Here is a 26,308-nt window from a genome sequence, read left to right as displayed (position 1 = left end):
CGACATGAACCCCAAGGAAAACTACCTGCATGAGTTCTTCAGGATTTTCTTCGCCAACAAGCAGTTGGTGAAGCGCGTCTTCCTGACCTTTGCAGTCATCGCCCTGCTCCTGCCGTTGCTGCTCAAACAGAGCTTCGATATCACCGCGCAGGTCATCGTGCAGTCGAAAAAACTCTCTCAGGGCGACGCCACCACGTCGCTCACGGTGGACAACGCCACCTTCATTCCGCCGTCGCTGGCGGACATGGAAACCGAGAGCAACATCCTCCGCTCGCCAGCACTGATCCGTCAGACCATCAGCGAACTGCGCGACAACGGTGAATACAGCCCGCCACCCGGGGTGTTCGCCAAGTTGCTCGGCGAACCATTCAAGCGCTACGTCTCGACGCCGCTGCGCGAGTACGTGATCAATCCGCTTCGCTACGGGCTCGGGATGGAAACCGATCCGGTACGTGACACCACCCTCGACGCCCTGACCCAGCAAGCCGTCGACAGCCTGAAAATCGAAACCCTGCCCGGTTCCAACGTGATCTCGATCACCTACAGCTTCCCAGATCCGCAGCAAGGCACGACGTTTGTCAGCGCCCTGCTGCAGAACTATCTGGTCAGCCGTCAGGCCCTGCAATCGATCGACTTGCCGCAGTCGTTCTACGAGACCAAAAAGCACCAGTATCAAGTGCGTCTCGATGGCCTGGAAGGTAATCGTCAAGCACTGCTGGAAAATGTCGGCGCAGCGGATCCGAAGGAGGAAATCACCTTCCGCCTCAACGCCATCAACACTGAAGAACAGGCGCTGAACCTGTATCAGGACCGCCTGCTGCAAAGCCAACGCTGGCTCGAATATCTGAAAACCGCGCTCGCCGCCGCCAGCAGTAGCAAGCTCAACGACTACACCTTCCCCTACACCTTCACCACCACCGTCGACAACGTGGCGTTCGAGGACCGGGAAATCAAACAGATGGGCGAGCAACTGACCAGCCAGGTCAGCCGTTACATGAACGATCTGGCGGTGTTCCAGCCCGGCAGCGAACCGATGCTGTTGACCCGCGAGCAGATCGCCCGCACCCGTCAGCAGTTTCTCAAAGTGGTGAGCAACCGCATCCAGGAACGCACCGCCGATCTGGCCGTGGTCAAGCAGGTGATCGAGCAGAAAACCGCGCGCATCGCCGAGTTCAAGAACCGCATCCGCGACCTGCAGCAGACCCAGAGCAAACTGCGCCAGATGGACACCGAGATCGATGCGCTGCACGCAGCGTTCTCGACCTATGCCCAGCGTTTTGCCGAAAGCAGCACCACGCGCTCGCTCAACGATGACCTGTCCAACGCCCGGGTACTCAGCCCGCCGTTCGAACCGACCGAGGCAGCGTTCCCGAAACCGCTGCTGATCATCCCGTTCGGGCTGTTCACCGGTCTGCTGCTGGCAATCGCGTTCGTCTACGTGCGTGAGTTCTTCGATCACCGCTTCAAGCATCCGGCGCAAATCAGCCATGAGCTGGGCCTGCCGGTGCTGTTGGTGCTCAACGAAGAAACGTCGCAGCCGGGCAATCCGCACAAGAACTGGACCATGCCGAGCCTGGTTCACTGGGTGCGCAATTGAACGCGATGTCCACCCCAATCGTCGCCCTGCCGATCATTCATTTGCTCAGCAGCGGCGGCTTCTACGGGGCCGAGCGGATGTTGCTGGATCATTGCCTGGCCACGCCGGGGCAGCATCAGGTGCTGTTCCTCGACGCACCGCCTGAGCTGATCTCGCGCTTTCGCGAGGCTGGGGTGGACGCTCGCGCTTGTTCAGGGCCGGGCGAGCTGTTGCGGCACTTGCGTCAGCGCCGTGGCGACAAACCGTTGCTCAACACTCACAACTTCAAAGGGCTGTTGTTCGGCTGGGTCGGCGCCACGCTGTTGCGCCTGCCGCTGGTGATCACCCAGCACGGGTTCACGCCGCGCAGTCGCAAGCAGAAGTTCTACACCTGGCTGAGCCTGCAACTGTGCCGCACGGCATCGGTAAAACGGGTGGTTTGCGTGGCGCAAAGCATCGCCACGCTGCATCTGAAGGCCAGCGTGCGCGCGGAGAAGTTGCAGGTGATTCCCAACGGTTTGCCAGCGGCGCCAGCGACGCCGCCGCTGGCAGAGCGGCAACGCTGGCTGGCCGGTTACGTCGGGCGGTTGAGCAGTGAAAAAGGCCCGGACCTGTTCCTCGATGCGCTGATCGCGTTGTGTCACCAGCATGCGCAACTGGACGCGGTGATGCTCGGTGACGGCCCGGAACGCGAGGCCTTGCAGGCGCGCATCGATGCTGCCGGGTTGCAGCAGCGGATTCGCCTGCCGGGCTACCAGACGGCGATGCAAGGCTGGTGGCAGCAACTCGATGCGTTGGTGATCAGCTCGCGCACCGAGGGCACGCCAATGATTCTGCTCGAAGCGATGCAGGCCGGCGTGCCGGTGGTGGCGTTCGCGGTCGGCGGTATTCCCGATGTCCTGCAGGACCGTCACAACGGCCTGCTCGCGGCGCCGACGGATACCGCCGCCCTCGCCCGCCAGCTCGACACACTGCTGGCCGAACCGAAGCTGGCCGCGCAGTTGCGTGAAAACGCCAGACGCACCCAACAGGAACGCTACGACCTCAAGGCTTTGGCCGAACGCTGGTCGCAGCTGTACATCCACACGGCACGGGAGACACGCTCATGATTTTCCCGCTCTCGATCGTCAGTCTGTTCGCCCTGGTCAGCTTCGGTCTGCTGGCCAGTCCTTGGCCGTATCTGGCGCCGGGGGCGGTGATTGGCCTGGTCGGTTTCACCGTCCTGTACCGCAAGCCGACCTGGGGCCTGCTCGGCATTGCCGCGCTGGTGCCGTTCGAAGGGTTCTTCAAAGACAGTTCAGTGTCGGGAAGCAAGTTGCTCGGCGCCTCCCTGGCGGTAATCGTGATGCTGCAACTGGCGCTGCACCAGATTCCGTCGCAACGCCTGCGCAGCAACCTGTGGCACTGCCTGATCGGCTTCATGGTTCTGTATTTTCTCAGCCTGCTCAATACCGATGACATGGGCATGTCGCTGGGGCATCTGCGCGAACTCAGCGTTGGTCTGGTGCTGTTTGTCATTACCTTGTTGATCGGCCGCGAACTGAACCTCGACCTGTTCGCCCGGCTGGTGACCCTCGCCGTCACCGCGACCTGCGCCATGGCGATGTTCTCGGCGAAGTTTCAGGATCAGGGCCGCGCCGCCGGCCTGCTCGAAGACCCCAACGCCTTCGCTATGCTCATCGCCTTCGCCATTCCTCTGGGTCTGCTGCTGGTGATCCGCAGCCCGAACCTGCTGCACCGCTTGTTCTGGGGCACCTGCTGCCTGCTGTTGCTCGGTGGCATGACCAAGACCGAATCGCGTTCCGGGCTGGTGGTATTGGCGTTGAGCCTGCTCATCGGCATCTGGCACTACCGCGCGCAACTGACCCACATCCGCCCACGGCACCTGGGTTTCGTCATGCTCGGTGCGGCCATCGTGATTCCGCTGGCGATCTACGCCATGCCGGCCGGTTACATGGCGCGGATCCAGTCATTGAGCATCCTCAGCGCCGGCTCCAAGGCGCAGGACGAATCCCTCGGCCGCCGTGCTTCCTACATCGTCGTCGGCGGCCAGATGATCCGCGAACATCCGGTGCTCGGCTCCGGTCCCGGGACCTTCCCGTTGCATTACGCGACCACCGGTTACGCCAAGGCGTTTTCCGCCAACCGCAAGATCGGCGATCTGTACCGCCGCGCCCACAACACCTATCTGGAAATCTTCAGCGAACTGGGCGTGCCCGCCGGGCTGTTCTTCGTCGGCATGCTCGGGCTCGGTCTGTACAACCTGATTCGCGCGCGGGCGGCGTGGATGCTGCGCGGTGATGGACATCGGGCGGACATGATGACCCACATGGGGGTGAGCTTTCTGTCGCTGACCCTGTTCCTGATGTTCCTCAGCGCGCCGAACCAGAAATACGTGTGGATCATGCTGGCGCTGACCAGCGTCCTGCGCATCAAGGCCGAGCAGGCGCCACTGACCCCGGAGACGCAGGCATGAAGCGGATCAGCATCGTCATCCCGATGTACAACGAGGCGCGGCACATTGGCCGTACCCTGCTCGCCGCGCAGAAAGCCGCACACGCGGCCAATGTCGAGTGCGAGCTGATCGTGGTCGACAACGGCTCGACCGACCAGGGTCCGCAGATTGCCCGGCAGTTCGGCGCAACCGTGCTGAGCTTGCCGGGGCTGTTGATCGGCGCGCTGCGTAATCGCGGCACGGCGATCGCCAGCGGGGAATGGCTGGCCTTCATCGACGCCGACGTGGAAATGCCTGAAACCTGGTTACAGCCCTTGTTCGACATCCAAGCCAGTGGCCAAGCCGATGTGTTCGGCCTGGATCTGCATACGCCGGCCGAGGCGCCATGGTTCGCCACGGCCTGGCAGCGGCGCACTTCGCAGCCGTCGCACCGGGTCAGTCATAGCGTTGACTGGCTGCCCAGTTCCAACCTGCTGATGCGTCGCGAATGGTTCGACAAGGTCGGCGGTTTCAACGAGGCCCTGCGCACTGGCGAAGACAAGGAATTCACCCTGCGCCTGCACGAACAGGGCGCGCGTCTGCTGTCGGTCAATGACAAGGTCGCGCTGCACTGGGGTTACGAGATGAACTGGCGCGAATGGATGGGCAAGGAAATGTGGCGTCAGGGCAGCCACCTGCAACTGCTGCGCACCCATGGCATGAGCCTGCGCCTGCTGCGCTTTCCAATATTGTCGTTGTTGGTGTGGATCCTCGATTTCCTGGCGATTTCCGCACTGCTAGACGGCTTTCCCCATCACGCGGCGGTGATGGTCACCCTGACCGTGATCCCCGGTCTGGTCCTGAGCGTTCGCCAGAGCATCAAGCACCGCGATCCGGTTCTGCTCCTGCAACTGTGGGGCCTGCACTGGCTGCGCCTGCACCTGGCCGGCGCGGCGTTCATTTTGAGTCTGTGTCAATGGAACGCAAGGAGGCCTGCCCGTGGCTGAGTTCATTTTCTGGATGTGCCTGTTGCTGCCGGTCTACGCCTACGTCGGCTACCCGCTGTTGCTGACGATCCTCGCGCCGCTGTTTCCAGCGTGGCGACACACGCCGGCGCCGCCGCTGAACGTCAGCATCGTCATCGCCGCGCACAACGAGGCGCGGCATATCGAGCACAAGTTGCGCACGCTGCTGGCCCAGGATTATCAACCGGCAACGCTGCAGATCATTCTCGCCAGCGACGGCTCTACCGATGACACCGTGGCCTGCGCGCACAAAGTGATTGATCCGCGCATCACCGTGCTTGACCTGCCGCGTCAGGGCAAAGCCGCCACGCTGAATGCCGGCGCGGCCCTGAGCAGCGGCGACATTCTGGTGTTCACCGATGCCGACAACCAATGGTCACGCGACACCCTCGGTCACTTGCTCGCGCCGCTGAGCGATCCACAGGTCGGCGCTTGCGCCGGGCACATGGTGATCCCGGTCACCGGTGGCGGTCTGAGTGTCGGCGACAGCCTCTATCGGCATTACGAAGGCTGGTTGCGCCGGGTCGAGAACCGCACCGGTTGCATGGTCTCGGCCGACGGCGCCCTGCTCGCCCTGCGCCGCGAGCTGTTCCAGAACGTACCGGCCGAGGTCAACGACGACTTCTTTATCAGCACCTGCGCGCCGGTAGCCGGCAAGCGCATCGTCTACGTGCCCGAAGCGCAAGTGATCGACCATGGCGTCGACGAGGCGGACAAACAGTTTCGCCGCCGTCAGCGCGTCACCGTCGGCGGCCTGCAAAGCCTGGCCCAGCGCCGCGAACTGCTCAATCCGCTCAAGCATGGCCTGTATTCCCTGGCGTTGATCAGCCACAAATTGATCCGCCGCCTGGCGCCGGTACTCCTGCTGCCATTGCTGCTGAGCAATTGCTGGCTGTGGGACGAGCACGCTTTCTATCGCCTGAGCCTGATCGCGCAACTGTTCGGCTACAGCGTGGCAATTGCCGGGCTGCTGGATGCGCAACACCGCTTGCCGAAACCGTTCCGCCTCGCCGCGTTTCTGCTGGTCACCCTCGCCGGGATGAGTCTCGGCCTGTGGCAGTTCCTGCGCGGTCAGCGGTATGCCCAGTGGAATCCGGAACAGAACCGTTAAGAGGACCGAAGCCATGGCGATCAAACAACTGATAAAAAGCACCAGTGGCTGGCTCTATCTCAACTCGCCGGTGGGCCGTCAGCAGTTGCAGGGCGCGGGGGTGATTCTGATGCTGCACCGCGTGCTGTCCAATGACCGCGCCGCCGACCTGCCGCACCGCAATGAACTGTGCGTCGGACCGAAAGCGTTCGAGCATTTGCTGGTGTGGCTGCGCAAGCATTTCGACTGCGTGCCGCTGATGGAAATTCTCCAGCCCAACGCCCTGCGCAGTGAACGCCCAAGGGTGGCGCTGACCTTTGACGATGGCTGGCGTGACAACGCCGTCAACGCCTTCCCGTTGCTGCAGAAACACCAGGTGCCGGCGAGCATTTTCCTCTCCACCGATTTCATCGGCAGCCGCCAGCGCTTCTGGTGGGAAAGCCTTGGCGAAACCCTATGGGGCAGCCATGGCGATAAAGCACGCATGCACCTGATCGAATGCCTGCATGCGCGCAAACATCCGCTGCCGGTGCTGCTCGACGACATCGATGTCGAGCGCCGCAGCCTGGCGCTGCTGCATTACCTGCAAGGGCTCAAAAGCCTCGCCCCGCAGGAGCTGGAAGAACTCACCGACGAATGCCCGAAGGACTCGCTGCCACAGGCACTGGACTGGCATCAGGTGCGGGCAATGGAAGCCTCCGGTCTGGTGCGGTTCGGCCCGCACGGCGCCAGCCACGCAATCCTCACCGGTCTCGATGATGCGCGCCTGAGCGAAGAAATCCGCCGCAGCCGCGACGCATTGAACAACGGCTGCAACCGACCTCTACCGGTCTATTGCTACCCCAACGGCGACAACGATGATCGCGTTCGCCAGCAGGTCGCGGACCACGATTACCCGTTTGCGCTGGGCACCGGCACCGGGATCTATCGCGGCGACGGCGATCCGCTGAACCTGCCGCGTTTCGGCGTCAGCCAGCGCACCGCGCGCCATCCGCAATTGCTGTCGTGGCGGATCTACCGGGGAGCGCGGCCATGAGCCGAGGCAACTACCTCAAGCACCTCGCGTTGAGCATGGGCACCAAGCTGGCGATGATCGCCTTGCGTTTGCTGCGCAACGTCTTGCTCGCGCGGATTCTCGGCCCCAGCGAACGCGGCCTGTTCGCCCTGCTCAGCACCCTGCCTGACCTGATCAGCGCGGCCACCAGCGGCGGTTTGAATTCGGCGGTCGGTTATCAGGCGGCCAAGCAGCGGCCGATGGGTTTGCTGCTCAGCCAGGTGCTGGTGTTCGGTTGTTTGCTGGCCGGTTTGCTGACTTTGCTGGTGGTGGCGCTGGTGCGCGAATTCGGCACGCAACTGGACGTGACCACGCAACTGGGCCTGCTCGCCTGGCTGTTGCTGCTGGCGGTGCCGTTGACCGTGTTGAAAAGCGGCCTGCTGACCCTGCACAACGCCTCGGGTGGCGTGGTCGCGTTCAACGTCTTGCGCCTGATCGAATCGCTGGCGCCGCTGTTGCTGTTCGTCGCGCTGTTCTGGATGTGGCAGAGCGCGGCGTTGGAGGCAGCGCTGATCAGTTGGCTGGCCGGTATCAGTCTGGTGGTGCTCGCCGGTTGGGTCTGGCTGAAGCGGGCGCAGCCATTGCAGCTGCAATGGGATCGCGCCAGCCAGAAGGAGCTGCTGCGCTACAGCGCGCGCAGCCATCCCGATCTGCTGTTCCAGCAAGTGATTTTGCGCTCCGATTACCTGTTTATCGGCGCCCTGCTCGGTAGCACCGCGCTGGGCCATTACGCCATGGCCAGCGCTGCTGCCGAATTGCTGTTGATCGTCCCCGAAGCGGTGACTACACCCCTGATGAAACGCCTGCTGCAACAGGATGAAGGCATGGACAAGGTCACTCCGCTGGCGCTGCGCCTGACCGCGACGGTGATGCTCGGCGCCTGTTTGAGCATGGCCGTGATCGGCGAGTGGTTGATCGTCACCCTGTTTGGCGCTGCCTACCAACCGGCGTACCCGGCGCTGCTGGCGTTGCTGCCGGGGCTGTTGGGTCTGTGCTACGCGAGCATTCTGCGCCTGGACTTGCTGGGCAAGAATCGCCCCGGCTCGGTGTCGTTGTTGATGGGCCTGGGCGCGCTGCTCAATCTGGCGCTGAACCTGGTGCTGATTCCGGCCTACGGCATCGTCGGCGCCGCCGCCGCATCATCGATCGCCTATCTGGCGGTGACCGTGGCCATGCTCGTGCTGTATTGCCGTTTGAGCGCTGTGCCGTTCTGGCAAACCCTGATCATCCTGCCCCGCGACGTGCTGCCGATGTGGTCGATGCTGCAGAGGAAGCCCGCATGAAAGGCTGGTACCTGCTGTTCGGTCTCGGCCTGTCGCTGGACGCTTTGGCGGCGTCGATGCGCTGGGGCGAGATTCGTGACGGCAGTCTGTTTCTGCAAACCGATCAGCCTGACAGCGTGACCGTGCGCTGGACCCCGGCGTGGCAAGCGGATGCCAACGAAGAGCAACTGTACCTGCTCGACGGTCGCGGCAAATTGCTCGGCGAACGCTTGATCAAGGCCAGCGAAACCCGTGGCAGCCAGACCTGGCCGCTGCTGCCCGGCGCGGCGAGTTATCGACTGGAAATTCCCGGCTACAGCTTCCGCCACTACCGCATCGAACACGATGAACGCACCGTTGCCCTGTTTGCCCCGGCCAAAGTGCACTTCAGTGCCGAAAGCAAAAATGGCGACGTGCTGTATTTCAAAGTCGCGGCCGGTGAGCATGCAGTGCTCGCCGGCAAGTTTCACGGCGGCGTCACCGCGCTACAGGCGCAGCGGATCGGCGACCACCAGGCGCTGACTCTCGCACTAAAGCCCTATCGCGCCTATTGGCAGTTCGATCAGGTCGCGTTGCCAGTCAGCCCCCGCGAGCAGGTCTGGCGCCTGCAACTGCAGGGCAGCGGCAAAGCGGCGTTCTGGCTTGATGGCACGACTAATCTGTTTGCGCAGAATCCGCAGCAACTGCAACCGCTGCGCGAAGACGTCGGAGATGTCCGGCTGGTGCTGCATGACAAAGTCCTCGGGCGCACGCCGGATCTCGGTATTGCCCTGCCCTACGTGATGCCGCCCGCAGCCAGCCACGCGCTGCTCGATGCGCTGAAACCGACGGCAGCGAGCTATTACAGTTTCGTCGACGTCACGGCGCAGAACCCGCAATTCGAAGACGCGTTCCGCCGGGTCTTTCAGCAGCGCTTCGGCATTCGCAACGACATCACCCTGCTGGCGGGCAGTCAGCGCCAGGCCGATCTGCGCGCCGACGTGCAGAGCAACAGCGGCCTCGACGCCTGGCTGGCCACCACCCGCGCACTGGGCGGCAACGGCATGCACTACATCGGTTTTGCCGACGAGCCCAATCTCAACTACTCCAGCTACGAGCAATATCAGGCGATTTTCACCAGCATGGCCCGTCAGGTGCGCAGCGACCCGGCGAATGCCCGCGCCGGTGTGCGCATCGCCATGCCGGCCAGTTCGCGACTGGTCAACGGCCCGTTCGCCGATAACGCGGCGGACAAGCGCGGAATCGATTGGGCACGGCGCCTGCTCAGCGAGTCAGCCGATCAGGTCGATGCACTGGCCTGGCATGAATGGATGATTCGCGATCTGCTCGCCACCCGCGTCTACCGCGACAGCGTGCGCCGTGCCGCCGAACTGGTCGGCCGCGACGCCAATGGTCAGCCGCGCAAGGCCTTGCTGCTTGATCAGACCAACCTGTCCAGCGGCTCCAGCCTCAGCCCCTACGATCAGGAAACCCACTACACCTCGCTGTGGTGGGCCTCAGTGGTGATCAATGCCTCGCAGGACGGTTTGCTGAGCATGCTCAACTGGTTTCAGGCCGCTGACGAACCGCATTACCCCAAAGGCATGTTGCGCGTGTTGGGCGACGATCGCTTCGAGCTGAAACCGGTCGGCCTGGCTCAGCAATTCATCGCCCGCCACTGGCTGTACCAGGTGCTGCAACTGGACAACGACGCCTTCGAGGTGGATGTGCTGGCGATGGCCGGCGACGAGCAGCGCACGTTGCTCGGAGTGAACAAAGGTACGCGCCTGCAACGCGTCGATCTGAGCGGCGCCCGATGCCCGCTCAACCATGGCGCCCTGCGTTACTTCGGCGCCGACAATCGCAGCCGCGACGCACCGTTTGCCTGCGACAACGGGCGCGTGCGTTTCGAACTGCCGGGACAAACCCTGTTTGCCCTGAGCTGGAGCGCTTCATGAGCCGCCCTTCGATGCTCTGCCGCGCGGTCTTGATGCCGCGCATGGCACCTTCATCAGGAGAAGAGACCATGGATGTTTTGCAAAAACTCAGCGGACATATTCGTCGTAAAGGCCTGCGAGCGACCTTGGGCAAGATCCGCAAACTGTACATTTTTTCCCATCAGCAACTGCTGTGGATGGAGCGCGACCTGGTCAGCCCGGTGCCGCCGCACAGGCTCAAACCCTATCCGCCGCTGCGCGTGGTCAGGATCACCGCGGACAACGCCAGCGCTTTCGCGCGTTACTTTGGCGACCGTGTCGGCACGATGGCCGAGCTGGCCAAAGAGGGCCACACCGGGCACATGCATGTCGACGAGCAAGGCGATGCCGTGGCGTTTATCTGGGGCACGCCGCGCAGTTATTTCGATCGGCACTACTACGGCTGCCGATTCCCGGTGAAGCCCGGCGAGTTCTTCGAGTTCGGCGGCGAACTGGCCCGGGCCTACTGGGGGACAGAGCTGTCGGTGGACCTGCAATTGCGCCTGTGGGAAGCCATGGCCGCCCAGGGCTGCCGAAAAGTGGTCGATGTCTGTGAGTCGACCAACATCCCGGCACTCAAGCTGCATCTGCGCATGAGCTATACCGAACAACGGCGGATCATGAATATCTACACGCTGTTCGGCCGCTGGCGCTTCTATCGCGAAACCCGCTACAGCGGTTCGCGCCTGGCGGCGCTGGGTAAAACTTCCCGTCCACCTGTCAACGCAACGGCGGCCTGAACCTATGGTGATGCGATTCGAATGGTGCACGTCCCTGTGCGCCGCCGACTTCCCGGCAACCGCGTATGAAACGCTGCGCCTGGGCGTGACCGACCATACGCCGTTCAACAATCTCGGCTGGTTATGTGCGGCGGAACAGGCTCTGGGTGAGGATCAGCGCCTGCACATTCTGCTCGGTTGGGAAGCCGCAGAACTACGCCTGTGCCTGCCGCTGGTAGCCAGCCGCGAGCGCTTCGCCGGCGTGCCGTTTCGGGTCTTGCATCACTTGGGTTATCCGCTGGCTGATCGTCTGGCCCTGCTGTCGTTGCTCGGCGGCGCGGACATGCACGAGGCGCTGCTGTTGATTCGCCAGCGCCTGCCCCATGCGCTGCTGCAACTCAATGAATTGTCGGAGCCTGCGGGTGAAGAAAGTGCCGTCACCGCATGGATGGCGCGCAGTTCCACGGCCGAGCGACGCCTGAGCTGCCGGGTGCCAGTGCATCTGATCAGCGAAGCCGACCATCAGGAAGTCTCCGGCGACCCGCGCTACAAACTGCGCCGGGCACGCAAACGGATTGCCGCGTGCGGTGCGCAGATCCGCCGGATTACCCCGGATGCGCTGAGCATGGCTGCCTTGTTGCAGACCATCAGCGAAGTCGAGGCGGTGAGCTGGAAAGGCGATGAAGGCGTCGGGATTTTCGCCACACCGCGCAGTCGCCAATGGATCGAACGCGCTTTCACCGCCCTCGCCGGCCAAGGCCTGGTACGCGTGGTGATGCTCGAGCTGAACGGCCGCTGCATCAGCTATCGCCTCGGCCTGCTCGAACAGGGCCGGCTCTACGATTACAACCTCGCCTTCCTGCCGCAGTACGCCGATCTCGGCAGTGGCCGGGTGTTGCTGGAGGAATGGATTCGCTGGGGCCTGGACGAGCACTGGCGCTGGATCGATGCCTCGCGGGTCAGCCTGGAAAACTCCAGCCATCAACTGCACGAACGCATGACCGGGCAATTGGAACACTGGCGCTGGAGTTTCTATTCGTGGCGCCCAAGTGGGCTGGCATTGGGTCTGGCGCTGCGCATCTGGTATCGCTGCAAGCCCGCCGTGCAGCAGTGGCGCACCAGGCGCGCCAACAAAAAATCTGCAGCACTGGTGCAACCTGTCGCAATCACTCCGGAGGGCGGCCATGCCTCGCCAAGTCATAGTCAACGCTGATGACTTCGGTCTCAGCGCCAACGAAAACGCAGTGATCTTCGCTGCCTTCCAGGCCGGCCTGATCAGCTCGGCCACGGCCATGGCCAACATGCCGGCGTTTGAAGCCGCCTGCACCATGGCCCGCCATCCGACGCTGCAAGGTCGGATCGGTCTGCACTTCAACCTGACCTACGGGCGCCCGCTGAGCCAGGCGATCCTGGGGCGGCGGACCTTTTGCGATGGCAACGGCGTGTTCGACCTCAACCTGCCCCGCCACAGCCTGTGGCTGAGTCGCGCAGACCGTGACGCGGTGCGCGCCGAGTTACAGGCGCAGTGGCAACGCTGCGTCGATCACGGCATGCGCCCGAGCCATATCGACTCGCACCAGCACGTACACAACATCTGGCCAATCGGCGAAGTCGTCGCGAAGTTTGCCGCCGAGCAAGGCGTACCGATTCGGCTGGCGCGCAACCTCGGGCACAACCTCACGCTGCCCAAGCGCCTATTCAAGGGTTTGCTCAATGGCCGTTTGCAGAGTCTGGCGCGGGTCACCGCCGATTACGTCTGTACACCGGTGGACCTGCGCAATGCCAGCGTCCCCAGCGACGGCGTGCTGGAAATCGTCGCCCACCCGACCCGCCTCGGCGTCGATTTCGGCGATGCCTATCTCGACTCCGGCGAGTCTTTGAGCGAGGTACTTGAGCAGGGTTTGAGAGGCGTCGCGCGAGTCTCGTATGCCGACCTCAATCGAGAGGAAACGCAGGGCGCTACGGCGCTCGAATGAATCACCGCTGTAACGACACTCACCACAACATCCGGGCCAAGACCCTGGAGGGGCATCATGAGCATCATCACCAAAGTGCAAGATCGCATCAGACAGAAAGGCTTGGGCCGCACCGTCGGCACGTTGTGGAAACGCTACGTGTTCTTCCACTGGGAACTGCTGTGGATGGAGCGCGACCTGGTCAGCCCGGTGCCGCCACACAAACTGCGCCCGTATGAAGGCCTGCGCAAAGTCGACATCACCCCGGAGAACGCCGTGGCGTTCAGCAAACACTTCGGCGACCGTGTCGGCACCATGGCCGAACTGGCTGCCGAGGGCCACACCGGGCACATGTACCTGGACGCCGATGGCCACGCCGTGGGCTTTATCTGGGGCAGCATTCGCGACTACCACGACCGCCACTATTACGGCTGCACCTTCCCGGTCAAACCCGGCGAGTTCTTCGAATTCGGCGGCGAAATGATCCGCGCCTACTTCGGCAGCAGCCTGTCGGTGGACGTGCAGGTTGCACTGTGGCAAGCGATGGCGGCGCAGGGTTGCACCAAGGTGGTCGACGTTTGCGAAACCCACAACATCCCGGCGCTTAAACTGCATATCCGCATGGGTTATCAGGAACAGGGCCGGGTGACCCACGTTTACTGCCTGTTCGGCCGCTGGAAATTCTTCCGCGAAACCCGCTATGAAGGCTCACGCCTGGATCCGCTGCGCAAACCGGGCCGGCCGGTGGTAAGTGCCGCGGCGCAGGCTTGATCCGGCCTTGTGAAATGTGGCGGTCGCAAGGCCGCCATCGCGAGCAGGCTCGCTGCCACACTGGAATGCGTTTCCCTGTGGGAGCGAGCCTGCTCGCGAAGAGGCCAGCCGTCGCAAAAAAGGTTCTCAGGCCTTGCTTGCCACCAGGCTAAAGCACATCGGCAGCTGCGCCTGCTGGTTCAGGTAGCAGTCATACACCTCTTCCCGGTTCGAATGCGCATATTCCTGAAAATCCACAATGCTCAGCCCCGCTCCAATGGCGCCGCTGAAGATCGCGCCCAGCGTATGCACGAACCAGTACGACTTTGCCGCCGGCTGCTCGACTTTACCTACGTAAACGATCGGCTCTTGCTGCACAAACGGCTCGGCACGGAAATACGAGCTGGCGAGGCGGAAAGGATCTTCAGCCCGTGGATCAACCATTTCCAGAAACGGATGGGTTTCGTAGATCACCAGTTTGCCGCCCGGCTTGAGCACCTGCGCGACATGACGGAAGAATTCGCCGATGTCAGGCATCCAGTTGAGTACCCCGATGGTGATCAGGACGACGTCGAAGCGGTTATGCAGCGATGCGGGCAGATGGTGGATATCGCTCTCGACGAATTCGGCAGTATGCGGCGAGCGGCTGTTGAGCTCGCGGGCCTGCTCAAGAAACGCTGCCGATTGATCGACGCCGACGACACTGCGCGCACCCAGCGCAAACAGCGACAGGCTCTCCCGACCGTTATTGCAGCCCAGTTGAATCACGTCTTTGCCGTCGACTTCCAGCAAGCCGCGCAAGGTGTCATCGAGGCAGCAAAACTCCGCCTGCGCGACATCGCTGAGCAATGCCTGCCAGTCCGGTGAATCCTGATGATGGCGAGCGGAATCGTTCCACGCCTGTCGATTGCTTTCGATGGCGGTTTTGGGGTTGGGCACTTCCATGGCGCTACTCCGGGTGAAGCTCGTGATTGAGCGGCGTGAGTGTAGAACAGACGCGGGGTGGCGGTTGTTCCAATGTTGTAATCACACTGCGCAGTCCTCTTCAGCGAGTCCTACAGAAAAAGGAAGGAACTCGGGAAACCCCAACCGTTTTCCTACATCTTCCGTCGGTTGGCCGTCGGAAGCGCTCAGTCTAGGATTTGTCGAACTACAAGTACTCATGGAGCTCGACCAAGATGCAGTTCATCCAGACAACGACGACAGCAATCCCTGTACCGAATAGACTGCCAGGCATTGATCCCGGAGGCACTATGGACGGCAAAATCTTTCCCGACGATTCAGGGTTTGAAAGCGACGAGCAGGCTGCCAGTCATGATCGCTGGTTGCGAGCCAAGGTGCAGGCGTCCAGAGATGATCCCCATCCGAGTCTCCCCCATGAGGACGTGATGGCGGACATGCATGCCTTGATCGAATCCATGCGAAAAAAGGTCGATGCAGATTGAGTGGCGGCCCGAAGCCAAGGCCGATCTTTCGAACATCCTCAGATACATTGGCGAGAGAAACTTTGCAGCCGCAGTGAGTCTCTCGAAATCCATCGAAGAATCCACAACCTCACTCTCCGTTCATCCCCATCTCTACCGTAAAGGTCGATCTCCCGGCACCCGGGAAATCGTTGTACATCCTAACTACGTAGTGATTTATGAGGTGACGGATCGAATCGAGATACTTAGCGTTTTGCATACCCGACAGGAATATCCATAAAAACATCGCAGGAAAAAACGGTAGGACGTTCGCCCGATCGATAACACGCCGTTTGCCCAGCAGGCCCCACTATCAAAGATTCACATGACTCTGGTTAAGCCGCTCACGCAAAAACTCCACCAGCGCCTGTACCGGCCGCGAAGCCTGGCGATGCTGCGGATAAACCGCCGACAGGGTCAACGGCTCCGGGCGCAACTCATCCAGCACTGGCACCAGCCGCCCGTCCTTCAGTGCCGCGCCGACGATAAAGGTCGGCAGATAGGTAATGCCCATCCCCTGCACCGCTGCGTCCCGCAGCAGTTCGCCGTTGTTGACGCGCATGCGGCCGGTGACGTTGATAAGTAGCGGTTTGCCCGGCGCTTCGTTGAAACGCCATTGCACCGAGCGCCCGTGGCCGTAAGGCAGGCAGTCGTGGCTGTGCAGGTCTTCGGGTTTGAGTGGTGTGCCGCGTTCGGCGAGGTAGGCCGGGCTGGCGCAGTAGACCCGTTCGATGCTGGCGATACGTCGGGCGATCAATGTCGAGTCCTCCAGCACGCCGATGCGCAGGGCCAGGTCGTAGCCTTCGCCGAGCAGATCGACCGGGCGATCGCTCAGATCCACTTCGACGGTGACTTCGCGATAACGCTGCAGGAATAGCGGTAGCAGACAACCCAGATGCGCCACGGCAAACGACAACGGCGCGCTGAGGCGAATCGTGCCGCGCGGCTCGGCGGTTTCGCCGGCGATGCCCTGCTCGACCTGTTCCACCTCACCCAACAAGCGCAACGCCGATTCGTAATAGCTCTGCCCCAGCGGGGTGACGTCGAGGCGGCGGGTCGAGCGATTCAACAAGCGCACACCGAGGCGCTCTTCCAGTTGCATCAAACGGCGGCTGACGAACTGCTTGGACAGCCCCAACTGATCGGCCGCGGCGGTGAAGCTGCCGGAGTCCATGACCTGGCAAAAAATACGCATGTCTTCGAACGGGTTCATTGTCACTCTCTGGTGGACAGTTAAACGCTTTATAGCCGCTTTTTCGCTTCTCAGCAGCCCATTAATCTGTGCTCACGGTTTGAAAACAACCCTGAACACAAAGAGCTGCCGAAGGCAGCCATCTGATCGTTGGGACGCGGAGCGTCCCCGGCTGCATTCCCACGCAGAGCGTGGGAACGATCAGATCGCAGCCTTCGACAGCTCCTACATCACACATTCAAAAATGGAATTGAACATGAGCATCAAGAAAACCCTCGCCGCATCCCTCCTCGCCCTGTCCGTCAGCAGCGCTTTCGCCGCTGGCAGTCCAGGCGTCGAACACAACACCCAAGCGTTCCTCGATGCCCTCGCCGCTGGCGGTGGTCGTCCGCTGGAGCAACTGAGCCCGAAGGACGCCCGTGCAGTGCTGACTGGTGCCCAAGCTTCGGTAAAGGTTGATCTGTCCGGCGTGGAAGTCAGCGACAAGGCGATCAAGGTCGACGGCCAGACCATCAACCTGAAAGTGGTGCGCCCGGCCAAGGTCAAAGGCGAGTTGCCGGTGTTCATGTTCTTCCACGGTGGCGGCTGGGTGCTGGGTGACTTCCCGACGCACCAGCGCCTGATCCGTGATCTGGTGGTCGGCTCTGGCGCTGTTGCGGTGTATGTCGATTACACGCCATCGCCGGAAGCGCAGTACCCGACCGCGATCAATCAGGCTTACGCCGCGACGAAATGGGTGGCCGAGCACGGCAAGGACATCGGTGTCGATGGCAAACGTCTGGCGGTGGCCGGCAACAGCGTCGGCGGCAACATGGCGGCGGTCGTGGCGTTGATGGCCAAGGAGCAGAAAACCCCTGCCCTGCGCTTCCAGCTGTTGATGTGGCCGGTGACCAATGCGCAATTCGACGACGGTTCTTACCAGCAATTTGCCGAGGGACACTTCCTTACCAAGGGCATGATGCAGTGGTTCTGGGACAACTACACAACCAACCCGGCCGAGCGTGCGCAGATCCATGCCTCGCCGCTCAAAGCCAGCGCCGAACAGCTCAAGGGCCTGCCCGCTGCGCTGGTGCAGACCGCCGAGTTCGACGTGCTGCGTGACGAAGGCGAAGGCTATGCGCGGCATCTGGATGCAGCCGGCGTGCCGGTGACTTCGGTGCGCTACAACGGCATGATTCATGACTTCGGCCTGCTCAATCCCCTGAGCCAGATTCCGGAAGTCAAAGCGGCGGTGCGTCAAGCGGCGGCTGAACTGAAGACTCATCTGAATCCATAAAAGCGAAAGATCGCAGCCTGCGGCAGCGCCTACCCTGGAATACGATTCCTTGTAGGAACTGCCGCAGGCTGCGATCTTTTTTCTCACCAGCGTCGCGGAGTACCGGTCATGACTCTTTTCTACGCCCACCTGCTGTCCTGGAGCGCCGTCCTGCTCCTGCTCGACGCCGCACTCTGGCACTTCTCGCCCTTCAGCCATCGCGCGCCGCGAGTCGGTGTGCGTCTGGCACTGTTTCTGGCATTCAGCGCGCTGGTGATCAACGCCGGTGTTAGCCCGTTGCAGGCGCCGCTTTTCGCTGATGATCGCGTGGCACAACTGGGGGCGACGGCGCTGGGGATTCTCTGGTGGTTGTACGCAGCACGGGTGCTGACCGAAGTGATCGGCCTGGCGCTGATGCGCCGCATCGGTCACAGCGGTCGCTTGCTGCAGGATGTCATCGGTGCGCTGGTGTTTCTGGTCGCGATTGTCGCGGCGGCCGGTTACGTGCTGGAGCTGCCGGTCAAAGGTCTGCTGGCCACCTCCGGGGTGGTCGCCATCGTGGTCGGTCTGGCGCTGCAAAGCACCCTCGCCGATGTGTTTTCCGGCATCGTCCTCAACACCACCAAGCCGTATCAGGTGGACGATCTGGTGATGATCGACGGCGTCGAAGGCAAGGTCTTCGATATCGACTGGCGCGCCACGCACCTGCTGACCAGCGCCGGCACCATGGCCGTAGTACCGAACTCGGTGGCGGCCAAGGCGAAAATCGTCAATCTCAGCCGGCCGAGCAACATGCACGGTGTCTCGATCAGTATCAAAGTGCCGAACCACATTCGTCCGCGTCGGGTATTGGATGCCCTTGATCGCACTCTGCAGGGCAGCAGTTCGCTGTTGCTCAGCCCGGCGCCGAAAGCCGTACTCAAAGAAGCCGGCGAAACCATGTCGGAATACGTTGCCAGCGGTTTCATCGCTGAGCTGGGCAAGAAGAGCGAAGTGCGCAATCAACTGTTCGACCTCGCCCACCGTCATCTCGAAGCGGCGGGTATTTCGCGCCATCCCGACGGCGTGATCGAACCGTCGAGCCGCGCCCGTGCGTTGCTGGATGAGGTGAAGATTTTCCGCTCGCTGAGCAGCGAGGAACGTGATCGCCTGGCTGAGTCGATGGTCGCGCAGCAGTACACGGCCGGTCAGGTGGTGCTGGATCTGGACGAGGTGCCGGACAGTCTGTTCGTGATCGCCACGGGCGTGGTCAGCGCGACGGTGCCGGACGGCAATGGCCAGACCGAGGCCGGGCGCATGGGGCCGAGCGAAGTCATGGGCGAACAGAGCATTCTTGCCGATACACCGTCGCAGGCGACGTTCACAGCACTGACGTCGAGCATCATTTATCGTCTCGACAAACAGTTGACCCGTGAGTGCATGGACAAGCGCAGCGAAGTCGGCCGGGCCTTGAACAAGTTGCAGGCGGTGCGTCAGCAGAACAGTCGCCTCGCGTTGATGGCCAAACCGGTGGCGGTGAAAAAAGGTGGTTTTTTGGGGTGGTTGCAAAAACGCTGATCTGAAACTTTGAAGATCAAAAGCTCACCCCCTCATCGGAACGCCGCCCGCCCAGCCCTCTCCCCCTAAGGGGGCGAGGGGGGAAAGGGAGCCGATCTCCATGCGTTTCAAGAGCGGAGCTCGGCTCGGTATTGCAGGTCGATGCAACTCTAGCAAACAACGCGGTCAGTCCCCTCTCCCTCCGGGAGAGGGCTAGGGTGAGGGGCTTTTGACTTTCGACCAGATTACTTGGCAGTGAACTTGGTATAGCTGTTGATCAGGTTGCGATAGTTAGGCAGACGCTCGGACAGCAGATGCGCCAGGCCTTCCATGTCGTTGCGCCAGTCGCCTTGCAGCTCGCAGGCCACAGCGAACCAGTTCATCAGGTGTGCACCGGCGGCCGACATCCGCGCCCACGCCGCTTGTTGCACGGTGGTGTTGAAGGTACCCGACGAGTCGGTAACAACAAACACTTCAAAGCCTTCAGCAATCGCCGACAGGGTCGGGAATGCCACGCAGACGTCGGTCACTACACCGGCGATGATCAGTTGCTTGCGGCCGGTGGCCTTGATCGCCTTGACGAAGTCTTCGTTGTCCCAGGCGTTGATCTGGCCTGGACGCTGAATGAACGGCGCGTCAGGGAATTGCTCGAGCAGTTCCGGCACGATCGGGCCGTTTGGACCTGCGTCGAAGCTGGTGGTCAGAATGGTCGGCAGCTTGAAGAACTTGGCGATGTCGCCCAGTGCCAGCACGTTGTTCTTGAACTCGTTCGGCGAGAAATCCTGCACCAGCGAGATCAGACCGGTCTGGTGATCGACCAGCAGGACGACGGCATCATCTTTGTTCAGACGCTTGTAAGGAACGCTCATGGCAAAACTCCTGGATGGATGGTTGTTGCGGGAAGCGCCGGCCCTGATGACCGGCGCTTTTTTCAAACTCAGAACGCGAAGCAGGAACAGCCGAACGCGCCCCAGAAACCGGCGAAATCGCTGACCGGCGCATTCGACATCCGCGCTTTTTCATGGCTGTGGGTGTGCACGGCGCACGGCCCGCTGCACTGGTGAACCTGCGCCTGCAGTGGCGAGTTCGGGCGCCAGTGGCCCGGGACTTTGACTACCGGCGACCAGTCCGGCAGCACCGGAATCGAACGCGGGCCGAGGTCTTCGAAGTCGCCGGCGGCGTAGACGATCTTGCCGCCGACCACGGTCATCACCGACTCGATCCACTTGATCGCTTCTTCCTCAACGCTGAAGAAGTCCGCGCTCAGTGCCGCGAGGTCTGCCAGTTGGCCGACGCGGATCTGGCCCTTCTTGCCCTGCTCCGAAGAGAACCAGGCGCTGCCGTGGGTGAACAGTTCCAGCGCGGTGCTGCGTGGCAAACCTTCTTCGTAAAGCGCCAGACCGCCAACGGTACGGCCGCTGACCATCCAGTACAGCGAAGTCCACGGGTTATAGCTGGACACGCGGGTGGCGTCGGTGCCAGCGCCAACCGGTACGCCTTCAGCGAGCATGCGCTTGATCGGTGGCGTGGCTTCGGCGGCTTGTTTGCCGTAGCGATCGACAAAGTATTCGCCCTGGAACGCCATGCGATCCTGAATCGCGATACCGCCGCCCAGCGCTTTCACGCGCTCGATGTTTTGCGGGGTGATGGTTTCAGCGTGGTCGAAGAACCACGGCAGACCGTTGAACGGAATGTCGCGATTGACCTTCTCGAACACATCGAGCATACGGCTGATCGATTCGTTGTACGTGGCGTGCAGACGGAACGGCCAGCGCTGCTCAACGAGGTGGCGTACCACCGGCTCGAGTTCCTGTTCCATGGTCTGCGGCAGGTCCGGACGCGGTTCGAGGAAATCCTCGAAGTCGGCGGCGGAGAACACCAGCATTTCGCCAGCACCGTTGTGGCGCAGGTAGTCGTCGCCCTGATGCAACTTGACGCTGCCGGTCCAGTTCTGGAAATCGGTCAGCTCTTCTTTCGGCTTCTGGGTGAACAGGTTGTAAGCGATGCGTACGGTCAACTGGTCGTCTTTGGCCAGTTGCTCGATCACTTGGTAATCGTCCGGGTAATTCTGGAAACCACCCCCGGCGTCGATTGCACTGGTCAGGCCCAGGCGATTGAGCTCGCGCATGAACTGACGGGTCGAGTTGACCTGATATTCCAGCGGCAGCTTCGGTCCCTTGGCCAGTGTCGAGTAGAGGATCATCGCGTTCGGCCGCGCGACCAGCATGCCGGTCGGGTTGCCGTTGCTGTCGCGGACGATTTCGCCACCCGGCGGGTTTGGCGTGTCGCGGGTGTAGCCGGCCACGCGCAGGGCAGCGCGGTTGAGCAGCGCACGGTCGTAGAGGTGCAGGATGAACACCGGGGTGTCCGGCGCGGCCTGGTTGATTTCTTCCAGGGTCGGCATGCGTTTTTCGGCGAACTGGAACTCGTTCCAGCCACCGACCACACGCACCCACTGCGGGGTGGGCGTGCGATCGGCCTGATCCTTGAGCATGCGCAGCGCGTCGGCGAGCGATGGCACGCCTTCCCAGCGCAGTTCGAGGTTGTAGTTCAGACCGCCGCGAATCAGGTGCAAGTGCGAGTCGTTGAGGCCAGGGATGACGCAGCGGCCCTTCATGTCGACCACTTGTGTGGCGCTGCCCTTGAGGGCCATGGCCTCGGCATCGTTACCGACGGCGACGAAACGGCCATCCTTGATCGCCACCGCACTGGCCAGTGGTTTTTCCCGGTCTACGGTATGAAATTGGCCATTGAATAAAATCAGATCGGCGCTCATCGCAGTTCCTCAAGCGAAAGTGAAAAGAAGCAAACCCCGCTCAACGCGGCGAGGTTTCTTGGGAATCGAGGTGTTCATGGGCCTGACTGGCTTCCAGCCACGGGGTGAACAGACGGGTGACCGGCGGCATCACCACGTAGACCACCGAGAGGACGATGGTCAGGGTAATCAGGAACGTGGCGACCACGTAGTTGGACAGAAGCGGATGCAGCGCCAGCAGCGGGCCCCAGATCAGCGGCACCAGCAGGGTGTGCGGCAGAATCACCAACAGTGTGACGACAGCCTGCTTCCAGCGCGGCGGCGGCGAGCCGGCCTCGGCCAGCGGTGTGAACCAGAACTCATTGACCGGCGCGACTTCGGTCTGATCACCGTCAGCCAGCATCGGTGCGGCTTCAGCCACCAGCGCCTGACGCTCGGAGGATTCCAGCCAGCCCTGCATCGCTTCGGTGGAGCTGAAGCGCAGCACGCAGGTGTAGAAATCCAGACGCCCGCGCTTGCCGCGCACCACGTCCACACCCAAATGCCCTTCGCGCTGCCCGGCGACGCGCACGATATTGCGCAGCCATGCTTCATACGCCGATTCGAAACCGGTTTTGACCGAGTGTTTGATGATCAACGTGACGGTCTCATCGGCCCCCGGTGCTTGTGAATTGAGGACTTCAGGCATAACGCAGCACTCCGGGCAAACGAACAGGAATCGCCAGCCGTCCCGGCCCGGCGATCAAGACGGTGGTGAAAAGAATCAATAGCAACCAGCCAAACTGCCCCTCAGCCACACTCCATTGCGGATGCACGACCAGCAACGCCACGAGCAGTACAAAGAGAATAGGCAAACAAGCCAATCGCGCCAGCACACCGGCGACGATCAGCAACGGGCAGAGGACTTCGGCGAAAATCGCCAGGATCAGGGTCAGGTGGGCGCCGAGGTGGAACGGGTCTTCGATCAGTTGCAGCTGCGCGGTGAAGTCCAGCAACTTCGGCAAGCCGTGCACCCACAACAGAAACAACCCGCCGCTGACCCGCAGGAACAGCAACCCGATGTCGCGCGCCTGTTCATCCCTCGTAGCAATCATGACCCGACCCTTTGAATGTCATTGACGGGAATCATGCCAAGGCCGGCGCGGGAGAAATTGGATGGGTGTGCTTAGTTGCTTTTCAGGTCTTTGATGTTCTGCCGCCAGCCACAAAACAATGTGGGAGTGAGCTTGCTCGCGAAGGTGTCAGGTCAGCCACATCCACATTGACTGACACACCGCTTTCGCGAGCAGGCTCGCTCCCACAGGTTTTTGTGGTGACCAACAATGTTCATTCCACCCCGTATCCCTGTGGGAGCTGGCTTGCCAGCGATTGGTCGGCACATCCACCACCTTCTTTGACGGACCCACCGCAATCGCTGGCAAGCCAGCTCCCACAAGTCTATGTGCCGAATCACAAAGCCCGGTCAGCCCCGAATTTCTCTGTGGGAGCGAGCCTGCTCGCGAAGGCGTCAGGCCAGTCACATCCACACTAACTGACACACCGCTTTCGCGAGCAGGCTCGCTGCCACAGGAGAACTGCTTGTGTAATCGAGGGCGGTTAAAGCGCCGGAATATCCAGCGGCGCCGCCATGAACTGGCTAATGCGCGAGCGCAGCCATTTCTCTGCCGGGTCGTTGTCGTGCACCCCGCTCCAGGCCATGGACAATTGCGCGGCATCGATCGGGAATGGCGGATCTTCGGCACGCAGGGCGCAGCCTTCAACCAAGGCACAGGCGGCGTAGTCCGGCACCGTCGCGATCATCTCGGTACCGGCGAGCAAGGCGCGCAAACCGCTGAACTGCGGTACGCCGAGAACGACTCGGCGGCAACGGCCGATCTTGGCCAGATCCAGATCGATATTGCCGCTCAGGTCACCGGAGAACGACACCATCGCGTGCGGACGCTCGCAATATTCGTCCAGGGTCAACGGCCCCGGACGGTCGTCGCCGCGCAGCACTTTGCACGGAATATCACGCAGCTTCTTGCGCTTGGCGTTGGCAGGCAGATCCGTGGTGTAGCTGACACCCACGGAGATTTCTCCAGAGGCCAACAGCGCCGGCATCAACAGATAGTTGGCGCGGCGCACCACCACGACGATCCCCGGCGCCTCCTGCTGAAGCTGGCGCAACAGCGGTGGAAACAGACCGAACTCGGCGTCGTCCGACAGACCGATGCGAAATACGTCACAACTGCTGGCCGGTTCGAACTCCTTGGCGCGGCTGACTGCGCCGGAAATCACGTCCATTGCCGGTTGCAATTCCTTGAGGATCGCCAGCGCCCGCGCTGTCGGTTCCATACCGCGACCGTTGCGCAGCAGCAACGGATCGTCGAACAGATCACGCAAGCGCCCCAGCGCAGCACTGACCGCCGGCTGGCCCATGAACAGTTTTTCCGCCACACGGGTCAGATTCTTTTCGAACATCAGCGCTTCGAAAATCACCAGCAGGTTCATGTCGACGCGGCGCAGATCGTTACGGTTCATGGGTGTGGTTTCCTTATCGGTGTCAGACGCTTTTTGCCACAGGCGTTGGGCACTTTACTCGATCAATGGCACTTTCGCCGCGCGTTTGTAGGGGCCGTACTCCACCGGCACCCATTGGAAATGTTTGCCCTCGGCGGTGATGTGGCCGATGCCCGGGAACGGCAGATGCGCTGCCGTCACCCAGGTCTTGCTTGCCGCCGCAGCACTGAACACTGCCTGACGACTGCTGATCGCTTGCTGACTGTTGACGTCGAAACCGATCGACACTTCCGGGTGCAAAAACTGCACCGCCAGGTTATGCACCAGATCGCCCATGAACACGATGCTCTGCTGCTGCGAATTGAAGCGATATGTGGTGCTGCCCGGCGTGTGGCCGGCTTCGAGGGTTGCTTCGACCAGTCCCGGCAGTGGCGACTGCCCGGCGGCAAACGTCTTGAAGCGGCCGGCGGCAACATAGGGCGCCGTAGAGTCCCGGGCTATCCTGAAAAACTCTTTTGCGCCCGCCGGGGCCTTGGCCAGCGCTGCCGGATCGAGCCAGTAGTCGGCCTCGGCTTTGGCTGCAAACACGGTGGCGTTGGCGAACACCGGTTTCTTTTCGGCGTCGACCAGACCGCAGACGTGATCGAGGTGCAGGTGCGTCAGCAGAATCGTGTCGACCTGTTCAGGCTTGTAACCGGCGGCCTGCATGTTGGCCGAGAGTTGGCCTGCGGTGGCGCCGATGCACTGCCCTGCGCCCGTGTCGACCAAAATCAGTTGTTTGCCAGTGTTGACCAGAAAGGCATTGAACGCCGTCTGCACGCCAGGGGTTTCAATCGAACGGCGCGCAAGCAGCGCGCGAATCTGACTCTGGCTCATGCCCTGCAACAACTTCGGCGACAAATCGTTGTAACCGTCGAACAACGCGGTGACTTCGTAATCGCCGACAGCCAGCCGGAAATAACCCGGCGCCTGAGTGCCAACCTGCGGTGCCTGCGCCATGGCGCCGGACATTGCCAGCACGACCGCCAGCGTCGTTGCCGCTTTCACCAAGCTTTTCATTGCATTCCCCTTTGAACCTGGCCAACGGCGGCCGTGCTTTGTCGACATCGTCGCGCAAAGCGCCGGGCGCTGACTTGCAAGGATGTGCTGAGTTCCAGCCTGAGCGAGGAAATTAACAACGATTAACTCGTCAGTCTCAAGGCATCGCCCAACAATGAAGCCCTCTGCGCAGCGTTGCTTTTTTGACCTGAGGGAATGCGCCGACCGTGCCTTCCCCACCGACACGGACCTTGGCCATGGCTTATCTACAGCAATCCGTCGCCCTCGCCCCTGCCAGCGAACCGCGTAAAAACACGACTGGCGGACTCAGTCCGCAGCGCGAACGCCAGATCAAACAGTTGATCCTGGATCGCTTGGGCGAAAGCCTCGAAGTGGCTGAACTGGCCCGGGCATGTGCACTGTCACGCAGTCATTTCTCCCGCGCATTCAAGTGCAGCACCGGCCTGTCGCCACAGGACTGGATCCGCGCCCAGCGCCTGGCCCGGGCCAAGTTGCTGATCCAGCACACCGACTTGAGCCTGACGCAAATCAGCCTCGAATGCGGCTTCTGCGATCAGGCGCACTTCTGCCACATGTTCACCCGCAGCGAGGGCATCAATCCCTTCGCCTGGCGCTGTCGAGTCATGGATAAACCGAAAAACACCGCAGCGCAGCCTGCGGTGTTTTGACTGCTGCCGTTACGCCACCCGTTGCACTGATGCTCAAACCTGAGGATTATGCCCGTACACC

At 61.9% G+C, this 26,308-nt stretch carries 25 protein-coding genes; 17 read left to right on the top strand and 8 right to left on the bottom strand.

Translation table 11 applies throughout. The features are described from left to right. Nucleotides 1-4 precede the first annotated feature (4 nt). The 12 genes from AB4N85_RS05230 (at nucleotide 5) to AB4N85_RS05175 (ending at nucleotide 13,841) form a co-directional block, all read left to right on the top strand. Complete coding sequence (locus AB4N85_RS05230) at nucleotides 5-1,597, top strand: GumC family protein (protein ID WP_460067245.1); 1,593 nt, start codon at nucleotides 5-7, stop codon at nucleotides 1,595-1,597. 5 nt (nucleotides 1,598-1,602) lie between these two features. Continuing rightward, the gene (locus AB4N85_RS05225; RefSeq protein WP_460067243.1) at nucleotides 1,603-2,685 is read left to right on the top strand and encodes a glycosyltransferase family 4 protein; all 1,083 of its coding nucleotides are present in this window, start codon (nucleotides 1,603-1,605) and stop codon (nucleotides 2,683-2,685) included. Continuing rightward, nucleotides 2,682-4,052, top strand: coding sequence for an O-antigen ligase family protein (locus AB4N85_RS05220; protein WP_460067240.1), 1,371 nt, complete (start codon nucleotides 2,682-2,684; stop codon nucleotides 4,050-4,052). The genes AB4N85_RS05225 and AB4N85_RS05220 overlap by 4 nt, the downstream gene beginning before the upstream one ends. Beyond that, a complete protein-coding gene (locus AB4N85_RS05215) occupies nucleotides 4,049-5,017 on the top strand; it encodes a glycosyltransferase family 2 protein (RefSeq protein WP_315435660.1) in 969 nt (322 codons plus the stop codon). Before AB4N85_RS05220 ends, AB4N85_RS05215 begins: the two co-directional genes overlap by 4 nt. Then, nucleotides 5,010-6,146 carry a glycosyltransferase family 2 protein gene (locus tag AB4N85_RS05210; protein WP_150635726.1) on the top strand — a complete coding sequence of 379 codons (1,137 nt, stop codon included), beginning with the start codon at nucleotides 5,010-5,012 and terminating at the stop codon, nucleotides 6,144-6,146. The genes AB4N85_RS05215 and AB4N85_RS05210 overlap by 8 nt, the downstream gene beginning before the upstream one ends. A gap of 13 nt (nucleotides 6,147-6,159) precedes the next feature. Next, nucleotides 6,160-7,161, top strand: coding sequence for a polysaccharide deacetylase family protein (locus AB4N85_RS05205; RefSeq protein ID WP_041478593.1), 1,002 nt, complete (start codon nucleotides 6,160-6,162; stop codon nucleotides 7,159-7,161). Further along, entirely contained in the window at nucleotides 7,158-8,462 is a 1,305-nt protein-coding gene (locus AB4N85_RS05200) for an oligosaccharide flippase family protein (RefSeq protein ID WP_130899478.1), read from the top strand. The genes AB4N85_RS05205 and AB4N85_RS05200 overlap by 4 nt, the downstream gene beginning before the upstream one ends. Beyond that, on the top strand, nucleotides 8,459-10,378 hold the full coding sequence (locus AB4N85_RS05195) for a hypothetical protein (protein WP_460067236.1): 1,920 nt from the start codon (nucleotides 8,459-8,461) through the stop codon (nucleotides 10,376-10,378). Before AB4N85_RS05200 ends, AB4N85_RS05195 begins: the two co-directional genes overlap by 4 nt. Before the next feature lie 68 nt (nucleotides 10,379-10,446). Beyond that, on the top strand, nucleotides 10,447-11,136 hold the full coding sequence (locus AB4N85_RS05190; RefSeq protein WP_150635728.1) for a GNAT family N-acetyltransferase: 690 nt from the start codon (nucleotides 10,447-10,449) through the stop codon (nucleotides 11,134-11,136). A 4-nt stretch (nucleotides 11,137-11,140) separates the two neighbouring features. Further along, nucleotides 11,141-12,328, top strand: a complete 1,188-nt coding sequence (locus tag AB4N85_RS05185) for a GNAT family N-acetyltransferase (protein ID WP_252877833.1) — start codon at nucleotides 11,141-11,143, stop codon at nucleotides 12,326-12,328. After that, on the top strand, nucleotides 12,300-13,091 hold the full coding sequence (locus AB4N85_RS05180; protein WP_460067232.1) for a carbohydrate deacetylase: 792 nt from the start codon (nucleotides 12,300-12,302) through the stop codon (nucleotides 13,089-13,091). Before AB4N85_RS05185 ends, AB4N85_RS05180 begins: the two co-directional genes overlap by 29 nt. 57 nt (nucleotides 13,092-13,148) lie before the next feature. Continuing rightward, nucleotides 13,149-13,841, top strand: a complete 693-nt coding sequence (locus tag AB4N85_RS05175; protein WP_041478587.1) for a GNAT family N-acetyltransferase — start codon at nucleotides 13,149-13,151, stop codon at nucleotides 13,839-13,841. 126 nt (nucleotides 13,842-13,967) lie between these two features. Here the strand turns inward: AB4N85_RS05175 and AB4N85_RS05170 are convergent, their stop codons facing one another. Beyond that, nucleotides 13,968-14,765, bottom strand: a complete 798-nt coding sequence (locus AB4N85_RS05170) for a class I SAM-dependent methyltransferase (RefSeq protein WP_460067230.1) — start codon at nucleotides 14,763-14,765, stop codon at nucleotides 13,968-13,970. A 308-nt stretch (nucleotides 14,766-15,073) separates the two neighbouring features. Between AB4N85_RS05170 and relB the strand changes: the two genes are divergently transcribed. Both relB and AB4N85_RS05160 read left to right on the top strand, forming a co-directional pair. Next, on the top strand, nucleotides 15,074-15,265 hold the full coding sequence (relB, locus tag AB4N85_RS05165) for a type II toxin-antitoxin system RelB family antitoxin (RefSeq protein ID WP_460067228.1): 192 nt from the start codon (nucleotides 15,074-15,076) through the stop codon (nucleotides 15,263-15,265). Beyond that, nucleotides 15,255-15,524 (top strand): type II toxin-antitoxin system RelE/ParE family toxin, encoded by a 270-nt coding sequence (locus tag AB4N85_RS05160; RefSeq protein ID WP_082228561.1) that lies wholly within the window; start codon nucleotides 15,255-15,257, stop codon nucleotides 15,522-15,524. Before relB ends, AB4N85_RS05160 begins: the two co-directional genes overlap by 11 nt. A 72-nt stretch (nucleotides 15,525-15,596) precedes the next feature. Here AB4N85_RS05160 and AB4N85_RS05155 read toward each other — a convergent pair whose 3' ends face one another. After that, the gene (locus AB4N85_RS05155) at nucleotides 15,597-16,496 is read right to left on the bottom strand and encodes a LysR family transcriptional regulator (RefSeq protein ID WP_056784501.1); all 900 of its coding nucleotides are present in this window, start codon (nucleotides 16,494-16,496) and stop codon (nucleotides 15,597-15,599) included. 235 nt (nucleotides 16,497-16,731) lie between these two features. Between AB4N85_RS05155 and AB4N85_RS05150 the strand changes: the two genes are divergently transcribed. After that, nucleotides 16,732-17,751 carry an alpha/beta hydrolase gene (locus tag AB4N85_RS05150; RefSeq protein WP_095179524.1) on the top strand — a complete coding sequence of 340 codons (1,020 nt, stop codon included), beginning with the start codon at nucleotides 16,732-16,734 and terminating at the stop codon, nucleotides 17,749-17,751. A gap of 108 nt (nucleotides 17,752-17,859) precedes the next feature. Beyond that, the gene (locus AB4N85_RS05145) at nucleotides 17,860-19,287 is read left to right on the top strand and encodes a mechanosensitive ion channel family protein (protein ID WP_073474277.1); all 1,428 of its coding nucleotides are present in this window, start codon (nucleotides 17,860-17,862) and stop codon (nucleotides 19,285-19,287) included. A 224-nt stretch (nucleotides 19,288-19,511) separates the two neighbouring features. Here AB4N85_RS05145 and ycaC read toward each other — a convergent pair whose 3' ends face one another. From ycaC to AB4N85_RS05115, 6 genes are all read right to left on the bottom strand, one after another. Beyond that, nucleotides 19,512-20,135, bottom strand: coding sequence for an isochorismate family cysteine hydrolase YcaC (gene ycaC, locus AB4N85_RS05140; protein ID WP_016774080.1), 624 nt, complete (start codon nucleotides 20,133-20,135; stop codon nucleotides 19,512-19,514). Between the two features lie 68 nt (nucleotides 20,136-20,203). Continuing rightward, on the bottom strand, nucleotides 20,204-22,042 hold the full coding sequence (locus AB4N85_RS05135) for an amidohydrolase (RefSeq protein WP_042609477.1): 1,839 nt from the start codon (nucleotides 22,040-22,042) through the stop codon (nucleotides 20,204-20,206). A gap of 40 nt (nucleotides 22,043-22,082) precedes the next feature. Continuing rightward, nucleotides 22,083-22,709: an antibiotic biosynthesis monooxygenase gene (locus AB4N85_RS05130; RefSeq protein WP_110646470.1), complete on the bottom strand. Its 627-nt coding sequence runs from the start codon at nucleotides 22,707-22,709 to the stop codon at nucleotides 22,083-22,085. Beyond that, complete coding sequence (locus AB4N85_RS05125; protein ID WP_024012430.1) at nucleotides 22,702-23,115, bottom strand: DoxX family protein; 414 nt, start codon at nucleotides 23,113-23,115, stop codon at nucleotides 22,702-22,704. The genes AB4N85_RS05130 and AB4N85_RS05125 overlap by 8 nt, the downstream gene beginning before the upstream one ends. Before the next feature lie 502 nt (nucleotides 23,116-23,617). Continuing rightward, entirely contained in the window at nucleotides 23,618-24,541 is a 924-nt protein-coding gene (locus AB4N85_RS05120; RefSeq protein ID WP_039762138.1) for a LysR family transcriptional regulator, read from the bottom strand. A gap of 54 nt (nucleotides 24,542-24,595) precedes the next feature. After that, nucleotides 24,596-25,579, bottom strand: coding sequence for an MBL fold metallo-hydrolase (locus tag AB4N85_RS05115; RefSeq protein WP_375709718.1), 984 nt, complete (start codon nucleotides 25,577-25,579; stop codon nucleotides 24,596-24,598). A gap of 236 nt (nucleotides 25,580-25,815) precedes the next feature. On the opposite strand from AB4N85_RS05115, the gene AB4N85_RS05110 reads away from it, so the two are divergent. Then, nucleotides 25,816-26,247 carry a helix-turn-helix domain-containing protein gene (locus AB4N85_RS05110; RefSeq protein WP_041478577.1) on the top strand — a complete coding sequence of 144 codons (432 nt, stop codon included), beginning with the start codon at nucleotides 25,816-25,818 and terminating at the stop codon, nucleotides 26,245-26,247. Nucleotides 26,248-26,308 lie beyond the last annotated feature (61 nt).

Source organism: Pseudomonas sp. H1_G08 (assembly GCF_054681355.1).
Note: the sequence above shows the minus strand (reverse complement) of the source record. Positions and strands in the feature narration are given on the sequence as shown.